Consider the following 15,012-nt stretch of genomic DNA (forward strand, 5'->3'; position numbering starts at 1 on the left):
TTTTGTGAATTGAATCTCTTAAAGATTATTAACATATTTGCTCCATATATTAAAAACTGTTAATATGAATGTGAAATTACGAGTTATAAGTGCTGGAGCATTGTTCTTTATAGGACAGGTAGTGGTGGGACAAAAGTTGAAAGAGGATACTGCAAAAGTAAGTAATATTGATGAAGTGGTCGTTCTGGGGTACAGGACTGTGACCAAAAAGAACGCTGCAACTTCGGTGGCTACCATTGATAGCAAAACTATAGAAAACAGGCCAAACGCCAATGTGATGAATATTATACAGGGACAGTTGGCCGGAGTAAATGTTACAGCAAGCACAGGACAACCTGGTGCGAAACCTACGGTTGTTATTAGAGGCGTAGGTACGTATAGTGGTAACTCAGACCCTCTATATGTGATAGATGGATTTCCTTCCAATAGTGATAATTTTAGGTCAATTAATCCCAATGACATTGATACATTTTCGGTATTGAAAGATGCAGCCGCTATTGCAGAATATGGGTCTCGGGGATCAAATGGAGTTATACTGATCACTACTAAAAAAGGAAAATTTAACCAAAATATGCGTGTCAGGTATAACAACCAGTTTGGTATTTCATTTTTACAAGATCCGAAGTATAACTTGGCTGACTCTAAAGAATTCTTAAGCCTTCAAAAAATATATGGAGTTGGCGCTGGGGCTAAAATGACGGATGAGCAGATTGCAGGCTATGATATAAACACTGATTGGAAGAAAGTTTTTTTTAGACCTGCTATTACTCAGAGCCACAATTTATCATTAGAATCTGGGGGACAGAATATCAATTCCTATACATCTATTGGTTATCTCGAAAATGAGGGGATTTTAAGAACAACCGGATTAAAGAGATTTACGGTAAGAAATAATATTAATGGTAAAAGTGGGAATGATCGTTTTAAGTACTCGTTGGTAACAGGGTTAGGCTTTTCAAAGAATAATGAAGCTATTCTTGATGCAGGAGCAGTGAACAGGAATTTTATTTTAGGAGCATACCGTTCTGCTCCATATTTATCTCCTGGTTTATACCAAAACGGACAACAATTGTTTGATTTATATAGTAAAGATGGAACATTGTTATATACTCCTTTAATGCTAATGGATAAATTAGTGAATTATAATAATCTTACGGAGGAAATGAGGCTAGACATGGCTGCTAATTTATCATATAAAATTACAAATGATTTAACGGCGAAAGCAAGAACGTCCGGACAATATCTTAATACCTGGTTTAATCAGGCAGAATATCCGCTTTCTTTTAATGCATTTTTATTTAAAGGAGCACAGGAGTTTTCAGGTTTTGAAGATATGAACCAAAGACGCGAGTTTATATTAAATAACCTATGGCAACTGGAATATTTCAAAGTACTTGGTAAGCATACCTTCACTCTTCAAGGAAATGCGGAATATAACTATTCGCAGCTCAATACTAATAATAACAGGCAGAAAGGTCTGGATCCAAAGACGTTTGTTCCGGGAACAGGAACGGGATATATTGCAGATACATCAAATAATGATTTTTATGTGTCAGCAACAAGTGCTTCAAAGTTAAAATGGGCCATGATCTCATATTTTGGATCTTTAGATTATGATTTTAATAAAAAGTATGGAATTACTGGAGGTCTTAGGAGAGATGGAACCAATAGATTTTTTGGAGATAAACAATGGGGCACTTTTTGGTCTGTTGGAGGAAGATGGAATGTGGATGAAGAAGAGTTTATGCAAAACGTAAAATTTGTAAATGCATTTAAAATCCGGGCCTCTTATGGTACACAAGGTAATCAGAGAATTGTTGATGGAAGTATTTATGCAGGATTAAATCCTCCAGCATATACTAATATTTATTCTGTAACCAATAACACATATAACGGAAACCAAGGGTATACTATAGCTTTCGGGGATAAAGAGTTGAGATGGGAAACAACTAAACAGTATAATATAGGATCTGACTTCGAATTCTTTAAAAGGAGATTAAGAGGGGCATTTGACTATTACGTGAAAGATACTCATGATTTATACATGCCTGATCCAACAGCGCCAGTGTTAGGTACATTAAGTATTGTGAGAAATACAGATGTTGTTTTACAAAATAAAGGTATTGAAATAAATCTGGCGTATGACGTAATAAGAAATAAAGGTAATGATATTTCATTAACATTTAGAGTAAACGGATCAATAAATAATCAAAAGATAAACGGTATCCAATCCGGTAATGGCAGGATATCTGACGGGCAGGTAGTAACTGCGAATGGAGGCCTTCTTAGAGAATATTTTTTATATAAATATTTAGGGGTGAATACGGCTAATGGTAATTTGTTGTTTGAAGATGCTGATGGAAACACTACAGAAAGTCCAAAGGATTCTGACAGGAAACTTATGGGAGTGAATAGATTACCAAAATATCAGGGAGGATTTGGATTCGATTTTAACTACAAAAACTTCTTTGTTTCATCTACTTTCACATTTGTTGCTAAACTTAAGCGCTTTGATTATGATATGTCTGATTTATATAATCCTAATAATTTAGCTTCGTTTAATGTAGATCGGGATCTTTTAAATGCCTGGACACCCTCTAATACAAATACAGACGTGCCCTCTCTAAAAGCAGCCAATTTTGGATTGCAGGGGAATTCTGATAGATTTCTTGTAGATGCTTCTTATCTCAGACTGAGAAATGTTCAGTTAGGATACAGAATTCCTAAAAGATTTCTGAAGGACACCTTTATCAATGATATGTCATTTACATTACAAGGCGAAAACCTATTGACCTTTACAAAATGGCGAGGGTATGATGTGGAAAGTCCAAACGGATCAGATCAACAGAGGTATCCTTCACCTCGAGTTGTTACATTTGGTTTTGATGTTAAATTCTAGTTTAATAAATTAAGATAAATTGCAATGAAAAAAATATTTAAATATATCGTAATAACATCGGGAATATTACTTACTGCCTGTGATGATTAGCTGATAAGTCCTTTTACTCCCGGATCGTTAACTGAAGAAATGGCTGTTACACAATCCTCAGATCTTCAGAAACTTATGAATTCTACATATAATCTCATTTCAAACAGATCAGAAGCTGTTTTTACTTCTGTTTTTACTGACGAGGTTGGAATTGGATATGCAAACGGAGGACAGGGAATATCTCAAGAATATATCTTTTTATTGATTCCTTCTTCAGGTCTTTCTGGAAATATTTGGGTTGGGACTTATACAGCATTAGCAAGAGCGAACAGAGTAATTAAATATGCTGACAGTATACAACCTGTTAATGCCAGTGATGCTGCATTAATCTCCCAATTGAAAGCCGAGGCACTTACTATGAGAGCTTATGGACATTTAAGGATATTGGCGTATTACTCAACAAATTTAAAAGATGATAATGCACTGGCAGGAATATTGGCTGATAGAATATTTGAACCCGCTGAAAAAGAAAATCCAAGAGTTAAAAACGCAGACTTTTATGCACTAATTCATAAGGATCTGGACGCTGCAATAACAATTTATAATGGTCTGAGTGGGTATATTCCAAACAATAGTTTTGCTAATAAAAACTTTGCAAAGGGTTTGAAAGCCCGCGCTTATGCCTATAAAGGAGATTTTGTCAATGCTGAAAAGTGGGCGGATGATGTAATTAATACATCTGGAGTTACGTTAGCTAATCAAAGTGACTACAGAAAAGTTTTTTTTACTGATAATGAACCGGCCAATAAAGAGGTTATTTTCAGATTAAAGAGAACGGCCCAACAAAATTCGCAAACAACTAATTTACATAACGGATGGTGTTCCGTTGCTCCTAATTTAAATGGTTCTCCATTGTATGAAGTAAGTCGTGCTCTGTTTAATATTCTGAATCAAAACCCAACTGATGTGAGACGAAATGTAATTGTTGCACCATCTTCTGTTATTGATCCCAACTATGCAACCTCTGCTGATTACAGAAACACAGATAAGCTAATTATTCAGAAACATGGTGGGACTGAATCAGGTACTGTTACTGCTGCTACTACAGGAACAAATGGTTTTAATAATGATTTTAAAATAATGAGGATTTCTGAAATGTATCTTATTAAAGCAGAAGCAAGAGCTGCTGCTGGAGATTTACTTGGAGTAGGGAAGGCATTAAAAGTTATTTTGGATGCTAGGTTTCCTGTTGCACAGACTCCTCCTGTATTTACAAATGTTACCACTGCCTGGGCAGGTATTTTGAAAGAAAGAAGATTAGAATTAGCCTATGAAGGACACCGTTTTATAGACATAAAAAGATTGGGAACATTAGCTAATGTTACTATTGATAGAGATCCGGCAGATTATTCTTCAAGTTCTGCTAATTATCCTGCAGCGAATCCGATAAATCTTCCTAATAACAGTTATAAGTTTGCACTACCAATCCCCCAAGATGAGCTAAATGCAAATCCAAATATTGTTCAAAACCCAGGTTATTAAAAGCAAAACTATAATTTCTAATAATTATACATAAAATGCCAAATTACTCTTTATTTTTATTATTATAAACTGAAAAAATTAAAAGCTTTCAACAGATTGAGAGATATAGTATATTAACCTTTTTTTAATGTTAATTAAAGCGAGACCTCTTTAAAATAGGGGTCTTCTGCTTTTTAAGGTGTATTTTTTATATAAAAATTAAGAAAATAGGTTGATTTTTTCTTCATTTTCATCAAAATTTTATATTAATTTATTTTATTTTTTTAGTTAAAAAATGTTTTTAGGTTTATTTTTTTAACCTTTAAATTATTATTGATGTAAATTGATTTTAATTTTCAAATTTATTAAAATTCCGTTAATGTATAAATTGACTTATTTTTTGTTAATTTTTTAAATACAATTAAAATGATTCTCTATCATTTTTCAAGTATGAATGTGAATTTCTCCGTTCTGGAAGCCTGTTTTCAGAGTTTAATGAATTGATGTTACAGATATTTATCTACATATTTGTTCCTTGAATATATTAAAATCTGTTAATATGAATGTGAAGTTACATGTATTAAGTGCAGGAGCTTTGTTTTTTTTAGGACAAGCTGCTTTTGCGCAAAAATCTAAGAATGATTCTGTTCTGAAGGAGAATAAGATCGATGAGGTAATCGTTACTGGATACCAGAAGAAAAAAGCAGATGAAATTACCCAGGCTCAGGCTGTTGTTGGGGGTGACGAAATCAGAAGAAACTCTCCTACAACGTCTATCGGTAACTCTTTACAGGGTAGAGCTTCAGGGGTATTTGTACAAAGTACTACCGGGCAGCCAGGTGCTGCTGCTACCATTCAGGTAAGAGGTATTGCCGGTGTTGGTGGTTCTTCAGAGCCTACTTATGTAGTAAACGGTATGTATATGACTGCAAGACAGTTCAGTGCAATCAACCCTGCAGACGTAGAGTCTATTTCAATTCTTAAAGATGCTGCTGCGACAGCACAGTATGGTGCGAGAGGTGCAAATGGAGTAGTAGTGGTAACTACTAAAGCTGGAAAAGCTGGGAAAACTCACTATTCATTTGAAACTAAGTTTGGTTTTAGTGAAAAGTTGAGAGACAAAAATTACACCATGATGAATTCTAGGGAATTGATGGATTTCCAGAATCAATTAGGTTACCTTGGATTTAAACCAAGAACTCAACAGGAAATTGATGCACTTGCTGTGTATGATCACAACTGGCAAAAGGACCTGTTAAAGCCTTCAAGCATTCAGTCTTACCTATTTAGTGCGCAAGGAGGTTCCAGAGAAAGTACTTTCTATTACTCTTTAGGATACGATTCTGATAACGGGATTATCAGAGATATCGACGGACTTAAGAGATATACAGGTAACTTTGGATTTACAAATAAACTGAGTGAAAAACTGAATGTTGGTATTAACCTTGGTGTCCAGTATCAGGAAACTCAGAATTTCAGAGACAGAAACAATACTCAGAACCCATTTGGAGCCATGTATAAATATGCTCCGTACGAGCCGGTTTATAACGCAGACGGAAGCTATAATCAAACAATGAGAGCGGGTTCTAACGTTGTTGAGCAGATCCGTAATTACAGATTAGATGATCAGAGACTGAGAATTCCTGTAACCTTATTCGCAGAATATAAAATTATCGATGGCCTGAAGTTTAAAACAAACTTTAACGGACTTTTCGATTGGTACATGGGAACTCAGTGGTTGAAAAAAGGTTCAAACCTGGATATTACAGTGAACAAAGTTCCTACAGGTTCATTAAACAAAAATTCATTCTACACATTTAATTATACTTGGAATAACTCCATTAATTATAAAAAATCATACGGAAGCCACAACTTTGATTTCTTAGGATTTATCGAATATAACGATAACTACAACGAAACAATGAATGGTGGTGCTTACGGATTGAAATCTCCGGTAATCAATGTTCCATCTATTACAACACCTTCTGACAGAAATACATTTACTGGTGTTAAGGTAAGAAATACTTTATTCAGTTTAGCAGGTTTACTAAACTATGATTATGAAGGTAGATATTTGGTAACAGGATCATTGAGAAGAGATGCTTCATCAAGATTTGGTGCCAATAACCAAAGTGGTGTTTTCTGGTCTGCAAGTGCAGCTTGGAATATTGCGAAGGAAGATTTCATGAAAGGTGGTTTTATTAATGATTTAAAGCTTAGAGGATCTTACGGTACAACGGGTAACGATGGTACTTTACCAGACTACTATAACGTTAATAATATCAGTTATGGTTTATATGGACCTAACGGTACTTCATATCCTGGTACAGCTTCACAAGGTTATTATATCATTGGTAACAGCAATCTTAAATGGGAGTCTAATGCGATCACCAACTTAGGAGTTGATTTCACGATGTGGAACAGAAGAGTTCGTGGATCCGTAGAAGTATATAAGAATAAGAGAAAAGATTTCGTACAGCTTGTACCTTTGGACAAGCAGGAAGGAGGATACTATCAGTATATCAATGCGGGAGATATGTCTCAGAAAGGTCTTGAAGTTGAGCTTAGCGTAGATGTAATCAAAAAGAAAGATTTCCAGTGGAATTTACATGCTAATATGTCTTTCCAGAAATCAATTCTTGATAAGTTAGCAGACGGGCAAACAGAAAGAAACTTAGGAGATACTTATATGAAAGTAGGAGAAGCTCCATATGTATTCTATAATGTTAGATTTGCCGGAGTAGATCCAAGCAATGGAAAAGCATTGTATTATGATAAGGCAGGAAACGTTACAGATGTTTACAGCGCATCAAATGCAGTTCCTATTACTGATAAATCTCCATTCCCAAAAAGTTTTGGTGGATTCGGAACTACAGTTCAGTACAAAGGACTTGATTTCAGTGCAGATTTCACATTTAAGCTAGGTGGATATACTTATAACAACATGTACGCTGCTGCTGTAGATCCAACATTGGCTGTTGCAGGTAGAAATATGGCTCAGGCTGCTGCTCAGGTTTGGCAAAATCCTGGAGACACAGGAGTATTCCAAAAAGTAGACTCAAACGGTATGCGTGATTCTGATCAGTGGATTGAAAAATCAGATTACCTAAGATTAAGATCACTTACTTTAGGATATACATTTGATAAAGCATTCCTAGGAGATAAATCACCTATCAATAAGCTTAGAGCATACGTACAGGGACAAAACTTATTTACAGTGACTAAATTCCATGGAGAACCTGAGGTTTCAGTAGGATCTGGGGAATCTACAGCATTGTTCGTTCCGGGAGCATATAACCTTTATACTTACCCTGCTGTAAGAACAATCTTGGTAGGACTGCAATTAGAATTTTAATATTGAATAGCTTTATGAAAAAGAATATAATAAAAATAAGTTTAGCTGCGTTAACTGCCTTTGTTACGTTAACGTCTTGCGACAGAAATCTAGATCAAATCTCATCAATCAATGAAGATCAGGAGCAGGCAATGACCAGACCTGAAACCTTCAGACAAGCTATGGATGGTGCCTATACAGCTCTTAAAGGAGCCGGGTATTATACTAGCGATGTGGGAAATCAGCTTATCATGGGTGATCTTACCACAGATAACCTTGTTCGTACAACTACAGGTAGAAATACCAATTTTGCTGCATCAAACTTTGAATTCTCATCAGATAATTCACAAACAACAGGACTGTATACTGCTGCTTACCTTGTGATCAGTCGAGCTAATTTCGTTTTGAAATATATCAATAACGGAGTATTATCCGGAACACAGAAAACAAATCTGGAAGCTGAAGCAAGAGCATTAAGAGCAATAGCTCACTTTGATATTGTAAGAGCATATTCCCAAATCCCAACACAATCTGCAGGAGCTAAATCCAGTATCGGAATTTATTACGCAGAAAAATATGAGCCTCTCAACAATACAGGATCTAGAAATTTAACTGTTGAGCAGGTATATGATAAGATTATAGCTGATTTATTATTTGGTGCCGATAATATTACACAAAATGATGCTGATAAAGGAAGACTAAGTAAAGCTGCTATCTATGGATTATTATCAAGAGTATACCTATACAAAGGAGACTATGCTAAGACTGTAGAATATGGAGAGTTGGCATTAGGACTGTCACCGGGCATTACTGAAAAGAAAAATTTCACTTCTCTTTGGAAAGAAGAAAATAATGCTAAGAATGTGGACGGAATTTTATTCCAGGTGTTAAATGCGGCATCAGAACAAAATACAGTAGGTGTTGCATATAATCAATCAGTTCCTGCCTTAAGATCTGAATTTGTTGTGGATTATGATCTGTATACCTCATATACAGATAATGATGTGAGAAAACCTGTTTATTTCACTACCAGTGTATACAGTAAACAAAATTATAATCATGTAACAAAATATTCAGGAAACGGAGGTCCTGCTAACATCGTTTCAATTAAATATTTAAGAGGAGCAGAAGTGTTGCTAAACGTTGCTGAAGCATATTACAGAACAGGTAATGGAGCACAGGCATTAGTTCTACTAAATAAATTAAGAGCGGAAAGATATTCTTCATTTATTCCTGGTACAGAAACAGGACAGACTCTTTTAGATGCTATCCTGAAAGAAAGAAGACTGGAGCTTGCTTTTGAAAATGACAGATGGTATACATTGAAGAGATTAAATCTTCCGGTTCAGAGATCAGGTAAAGGAGATCTTTTTGACGGTACAGGTACCCCTTCTGTTGCTCAGACGCTAGCAGCTGGAAACTTCAAGTGGCAGTGGCCAATTCCTATTACGGCAATCCAGGCTAATCCAAAAATTGAACAAAATACAGGTTACTAATTTTGTAATTATTGTTTTTTTACATAAGAAGGGCTCCATTGATTGGAGCCCTTTTTTATTGGTATATTGTCTATAGGCTATCTCATAATCATTCTGTCCTGATAACTTTTCGGGGTTACTCCCTCCAGTTGCTTAAATACCCTTGTGAAATAGTTGGTATCTGAAAAACCAGTTTGAAAAGCTGTTTCTTTAATGCTCATCTGGCTGGCTAACAATTCTTTAGCTCTGGTAATTCTTTCTTGCAAAATAAAATCATTCGGAGATGTTCCCAACTCGTCTTTGAACATTTTAAAGAAATTCGATTTGCTTACATAAGCCAGTTTGGCAATACTGTCAATAGACAATTTCTGGTGCAGATTTCTTTTAATATAATCTACTACAAAGCCTATTCTCGATTTATTTTTAACAATATTCTTTTCTACCATACCTCTTGCCTGAGTCTGCATCAATCTGATCAGAAGTTCTTTCAATGCAAAATCGGCCATAATATCTTTTTGAGAATTATCATCCATCGCAATTCTCATGATATTGTTGGTGGCGGAGGCCAAAGCTTTATTATTAAACAGAAAATACTCATCCAGCTGAATATTCCATTGCGAAGTTTCATCCACTTTAGGAAGATGATAATTGAGGTAATTAAGAGAATCCTCAATAAAATCCGGATTAAGGCTTAAGGAAATACATTGTGTAGGCGTTTCATCCGCTTCAGGAAAATCAATGACCATCGTTTCTCCCGGAGCAACCAGAATACTTTCTCCCGGATAATAATCAAAATAATTGGTCTTCTTATCCAGTTTCATATATTTCTTACCTCTAAGCATTGCTGTAAATGCAATATTCTCGAAATGAAGCTTTACATCAAAAGCAGCCTTATGAGTTTCATAAATACTGAATTCACAATTGTTTAGATTGAATTTCGTCTGGTTTTCAACAAGACTCAATAGTTGGCTTTCCTTATGTAATTCAGGAGTATTTAATAAAATCTTACTATTGTTATTCATTTCTAAATTTTTTTGAAAAGGAGGTAACTCAAATATAGAAAATTTGAGAGTACGTTGCTGTTAATAAAATACTAAAATTGAACCCCTTGCACTATTTTCCACTTTTTTTATACGATTGTGCTATACACTTTTTGGCTTCCCAGTGTAATTTGGCAGTATAGAAAAAATAAAAACAATACTAATATGAGCACTATTACAGAACCAAAATCAACAACGCTTTTACAGCGTCCGGAGTTCAAAAGCAGATACGATAACTATATTGATGGAAAATTCACTCCACCCGTTAAAGGACAATATTTTGACGTAGTTTCCCCGGTGGATGGGAAAAACTTTACTCAGGTAGCGCACTCCTCCAAAGAAGACTTGGAATTGGCGGTGGATGCCGCTGAAAAAGCATTTCAGACATGGAAAAATACTTCCTCTACAGAAAGAAGCATCATTCTGAATAAAATTGCAGACAGAATAGAACAGAACTTAGAATATCTTGCAACAGTAGAAACGATAGATAACGGAAAAGCCGTAAGAGAAACACTGGCAGCAGATTTACCTTTGGCCATTGATCATTTCAGATACTTTGCTTCAGTAATCCGTGCTGATGAAGGATCGCATAACGAACTGGATAAAGATACTGTTTCCTTAATTGTTCACGAACCTCTTGGAGTGATTGCACAAATCATTCCCTGGAATTTTCCGATACTGATGGCCGTGTGGAAACTGGCTCCCGCATTGGCAGCAGGAAACTGTGTCGTGTTGAAACCTGCAGAAAGTACTCCTGTTTCCATTATGGTTTTAATGGAATTGATCGGTGACCTTTTACCGGCGGGAGTTATTAATATTGTTAACGGTTTCGGAGCAGAGCTGGGAAGAGCTCTCGTTACCAATCCGAAAGTAGCAAAAGCAGCATTTACAGGTTCTACTGCTACAGGGCGTATGGTGATGCAGTATGCCACAGAAAATATTATTCCTGTAACCCTGGAATTAGGTGGGAAATCACCCAACGTTTTCTTCAATTCTGTAATGGACGCAGATGATGAATTCTTAGACAAAGCAATTGAAGGTGCAGTTCTTTTTGCCCTTAACCAGGGAGAAATTTGTACATGTCCTTCAAGGCTGCTGGTTCAGGAAGGGATTGCTGATGCCTTTATTGAAAGAGTGATTGAAAGGGTAAAAGCCATCAAAGTTGGAAATCCACTGGACAAAACCGTCATGATGGGAGCGCAGGCTTCAAAGATTCAGAAAGATAAAATCCTTTCTTATATCCAGTTGGGAATAGAAGAAGGAGCGGAAGTGCTTGTAGGAGGAGATGTGAATCATTTAGGAGAAGATCTGGAAGATGGATATTACATTCAGCCTACGATCTTTAAGGGAAACAACAGAATGAGAATTTTCCAGGAAGAAATTTTCGGACCAGTACTGGCATTTACCACTTTTAAAGACGAAGAAGAAGCAGTGAAAATTGCCAATGACACTATTTATGGACTTGGAGCCGGAGTTTGGACCAGGGATGCACACCAGCTTTACAATATTCCACGTCAGATTGAAGCAGGTAGAGTATGGGTAAACCAATATCACTCTTACCCGGCAGGAGCACCTTTCGGGGGATACAAACAGTCTGGAATCGGAAGAGAAAATCACAAAATGATGCTCGATCATTACCGTCAAACCAAAAACATGCTGATTTCTTATAACAAGAATAAGTTAGGTTTCTTTTAATATTATTTAGGACGTGCCCGATTGCCTTGGCTTTATCCAGGGCAAAACGGTCGGGCTATCCAGGGCTGCACTTCGTTTCGGTGCTCCATTGCATTCCGCACCGGCTCGTTCCTCGCCGCCCTTCCTATCCCTCACGCAGGGAAATTACCTGTTCAGAAACGGAGATAAAAACTAATAACTTAAAATAACTCAATCCAAAAAATAAAATATGATTCCAAAAACAATGAAAGCGGCAGTAGTTCAGGGCTACGGCCAGCCTCTGAAAATAGAAGAAGTACCTGTAAGAGAGCCCGGAAGATATGAAGTCCTGGTTAAAGTCATCGCCTGTGGAGTCTGCCACACAGATTTACACGCTGTAGATGGCGACTGGCCAGCAAAACCGAAGATGCCGCTTATCCCAGGACATGAAGGGGTAGGGATTGTGGTAGCCTGCGGACCGGAAGCTTTTGTGAAAGAAGGAGATGCTGTAGGTGTTCCATGGCTGTACAGTGCTTGCGGATGCTGCGATTATTGTATTACAGGATGGGAAACCCTTTGTGAAGCACAGAAAAATGGTGGTTACAGTGTCGATGGCGGATTTGCAGAATACGTCATTGCAGATTCAAGATATGTGGGACATTTGAAATCCGATGTTAACTTTCTTGAAATTGCTCCAATTCTATGTGCCGGAGTCACCGTTTATAAAGGTTTAAAAGAAACAGAAACAAAACCTGGAGAATGGGTAGCCATTTCAGGAATCGGAGGATTGGGACATGTAGCCGTTCAATATGCAAAAGCAATGGGAATGCACGTAGCAGCCATTGATGTAGCAGACGATAAGCTCGAACTGGCGAAAAAACTAGGAGCTGATCTGGTAGTGAATGCAAAAAACACTGATCCCGGAGAATACTTACATAAAGAAGTCGGCGGAATGCATGGCGCTTTGATTACAGCAGTTTCACCTATTGCTTTCAAGCAGGGAATAGATGTGTTGAGAAGAAAAGGAACAATTGCCCTGAACGGGCTTCCTCCCGGATCTTTCGAACTTCCTATTTTTGAAACCGTTCTGAAAAGAATCACCGTAAGAGGTTCTATTGTAGGAACAAGAAAAGACTTGCAGGAAGCATTGGATTTTGCCAACGAAGGATTGGTAAAAGCTACAGTCACTTCAGCAAAACTTGAAGATATCAATGATGTATTCGATAAAATGAAAAAAGGACAGATTGACGGCAGAATCGTTTTAGATATTGCTGGCTCAAATTAATTTGATGATGTGTTGCTGATCCCGGTTAATATAATTACCGGGATCTTTATCAATATAAGATGCCTTTAAGCTAAAATAAAAACAATGGAAACAAAAATATCAAGACTCTCCGCTACAGATGAAGCTCTTGAAGTAATCCGGAAACTGGAAGAACAATATGGCCCTCTGATGTTTTACCAGGCAGGTGGATGTTGTGAAGGTACTCAACCTCAATGCTTTGAAAAAGGAGGTTTTTTTCCCAGAATGAACGATGCGATGATCGGAACCATTAACGGACATGAGTTCTGGATAGACCGCGACCTTTTTGAATACTGGAAATATTCACATTTTACCCTTGATGTTACAGACGGTTTCGGACCTGGCGGTTTCTCACTGGAAACTCCTTTGGGAAAAACCTTCAAAGTTCATTACAGACTTTTCACTCCTGAAGAATATGAAAACCTTGAAACGGTAAAACGTAGTGAATAGTGCAATTTAACAAAAACAAGTCAGACTTTTACAAACCGGTTGACAAACATGGCTGCCACAATATCTCCTACAGCATTCAGAACGGTAGCCAACGGATCTACTAAAGTTCCGATGATCATCACCGCAGGAATCGCTTCCTGAGGCAGTTTATAAACAGAAATCATCAGCATCTCACCAATATACCCGCCGTTAGGAATACCACCCGCTACAATACTCACAAAAACGGTAATTCCCAACGCTAAAAGCAGATTGGCAGGATCAAAAAAATCCCTTCCAATAATTAAAAAGGCTACATAAATCTTAATGATAGATGACATAGAAGACCCGTTTTTATGCAGTGTTGTCCCGATAGGAATCACGAGATTGGCAATAGAATTCGGAATTCCTATTTTTGAAGCTGCCTGTAAATTGGCCGGCATTGTTGCAAAACTGCTGCATGTACTTATTGCGGTTAAAGTAGGATAAATGGCATTTGTCCAAAAGCTTTTAACTCCTTTCTGTCCATTGGCCATGAATGCATAGATAGAAAAGAACACAAGGAAATAAATAACTCCGGCAATATAATATAACCCTAAAGGTTTAGCATAAAATCCAAAAAGCTGCGGCCCTAAAGTAGCAACCTGATAGGCAAAATAAGCGCCCAGACCAATGGGTGCTAGTTTCATAACCAGCAAAAGAAGTTCTTTCATCACTTCATACCCCGAAGCAATAAAAACCCTGAAAGGCTGTCCCTTTTCTCCTGTTTTTCTGGCTGCAAATCCTGTCAGAAAAGCAAATACCAGAAGAGCAAGCATATTCCTTCTTGAGAAAAGCTCTGTAAACTCACCCACCGTAAAGAAACTTACAATTCTGTTACCCCAGGTATCCTCATTGGCAGCTTCTGTAATCATCTCGGAACTTCCTGAGACACCCGAGACCGGGAAAAGATATACAGCACAGATGGTAAACACTGCGGCGGTGAGAATAAAGAATAAAAAGGTAAGAGACATCACAAGGATGATCTTTCCGAATTTAGACTGCTGCTCCAGAGAAGCAATAGAATTGGAAACAGCAAAAAATACCAGTGGAACTACACTCACGAAAAGAAGATTAAGAAAAATATCCCCCAAAGGTTTTATATATTCCACAAAACCGGGAGCAACAATTCCTATGATGCTTCCAATAGTGATTCCTAAAAGTAAAAATATGATTCCGGAGTAGTTTTTCAATACATCTTTCATGTATAGCTTTTTATCAAAGATAGGTTTATTTTTAACATTCTGTTATACAATTTTCAGACCTAAAATTCATAAATTTGGGTAAACCAC

At 37.0% G+C, this 15,012-nt stretch carries 9 protein-coding genes; 7 read left to right on the plus strand and 2 right to left on the minus strand.

What is annotated here, in order from left to right; genetic code table 11:
* Nucleotides 1-64: 64 nt before the first annotated feature.
* From J2786_RS13330 to J2786_RS13345, 4 genes are all read left to right on the plus strand, one after another.
* Nucleotides 65-2,899 (plus strand): SusC/RagA family TonB-linked outer membrane protein, encoded by a 2,835-nt coding sequence (locus J2786_RS13330; RefSeq protein ID WP_310025530.1) that lies wholly within the window; start codon nucleotides 65-67, stop codon nucleotides 2,897-2,899.
* 129 nt (nucleotides 2,900-3,028) lie between these two features.
* Nucleotides 3,029-4,471 carry a RagB/SusD family nutrient uptake outer membrane protein gene (locus tag J2786_RS13335; RefSeq protein ID WP_310025532.1) on the plus strand — a complete coding sequence of 481 codons (1,443 nt, stop codon included), beginning with the start codon at nucleotides 3,029-3,031 and terminating at the stop codon, nucleotides 4,469-4,471.
* Nucleotides 4,472-5,009: 538 nt separating this feature from the next.
* Nucleotides 5,010-7,805: a SusC/RagA family TonB-linked outer membrane protein gene (locus J2786_RS13340; protein WP_047434174.1), complete on the plus strand. Its 2,796-nt coding sequence runs from the start codon at nucleotides 5,010-5,012 to the stop codon at nucleotides 7,803-7,805.
* Between the two features lie 14 nt (nucleotides 7,806-7,819).
* The gene (locus J2786_RS13345) at nucleotides 7,820-9,280 is read left to right on the plus strand and encodes a RagB/SusD family nutrient uptake outer membrane protein (protein ID WP_047434172.1); all 1,461 of its coding nucleotides are present in this window, start codon (nucleotides 7,820-7,822) and stop codon (nucleotides 9,278-9,280) included.
* Nucleotides 9,281-9,357: 77 nt separating this feature from the next.
* Here the strand turns inward: J2786_RS13345 and J2786_RS13350 are convergent, their stop codons facing one another.
* Complete coding sequence (locus tag J2786_RS13350; protein ID WP_047434170.1) at nucleotides 9,358-10,281, minus strand: helix-turn-helix domain-containing protein; 924 nt, start codon at nucleotides 10,279-10,281, stop codon at nucleotides 9,358-9,360.
* A 183-nt stretch (nucleotides 10,282-10,464) separates the two neighbouring features.
* Here J2786_RS13350 and J2786_RS13355 point away from each other — a divergent pair, with 183 nt between their 5' ends.
* From J2786_RS13355 to J2786_RS13365, 3 genes are all read left to right on the plus strand, one after another.
* On the plus strand, nucleotides 10,465-11,994 hold the full coding sequence (locus tag J2786_RS13355; protein ID WP_047434167.1) for an aldehyde dehydrogenase family protein: 1,530 nt from the start codon (nucleotides 10,465-10,467) through the stop codon (nucleotides 11,992-11,994).
* Nucleotides 11,995-12,202: 208 nt separating this feature from the next.
* Nucleotides 12,203-13,237 (plus strand): alcohol dehydrogenase AdhP, encoded by a 1,035-nt coding sequence (gene adhP / locus J2786_RS13360; protein ID WP_047434164.1) that lies wholly within the window; start codon nucleotides 12,203-12,205, stop codon nucleotides 13,235-13,237.
* 84 nt (nucleotides 13,238-13,321) lie between these two features.
* The gene (locus J2786_RS13365; RefSeq protein ID WP_047434162.1) at nucleotides 13,322-13,705 is read left to right on the plus strand and encodes a DUF779 domain-containing protein; all 384 of its coding nucleotides are present in this window, start codon (nucleotides 13,322-13,324) and stop codon (nucleotides 13,703-13,705) included.
* 20 nt (nucleotides 13,706-13,725) lie between these two features.
* Here J2786_RS13365 and J2786_RS13370 read toward each other — a convergent pair whose 3' ends face one another.
* A complete protein-coding gene (locus J2786_RS13370) occupies nucleotides 13,726-14,925 on the minus strand; it encodes a dicarboxylate/amino acid:cation symporter (protein WP_047434160.1) in 1,200 nt (399 codons plus the stop codon).
* Nucleotides 14,926-15,012: the final 87 nt, after the last annotated feature.

This window comes from Chryseobacterium vietnamense (genome assembly GCF_031454475.1).
Taxonomy (GTDB): domain Bacteria; phylum Bacteroidota; class Bacteroidia; order Flavobacteriales; family Weeksellaceae; genus Chryseobacterium; species Chryseobacterium vietnamense.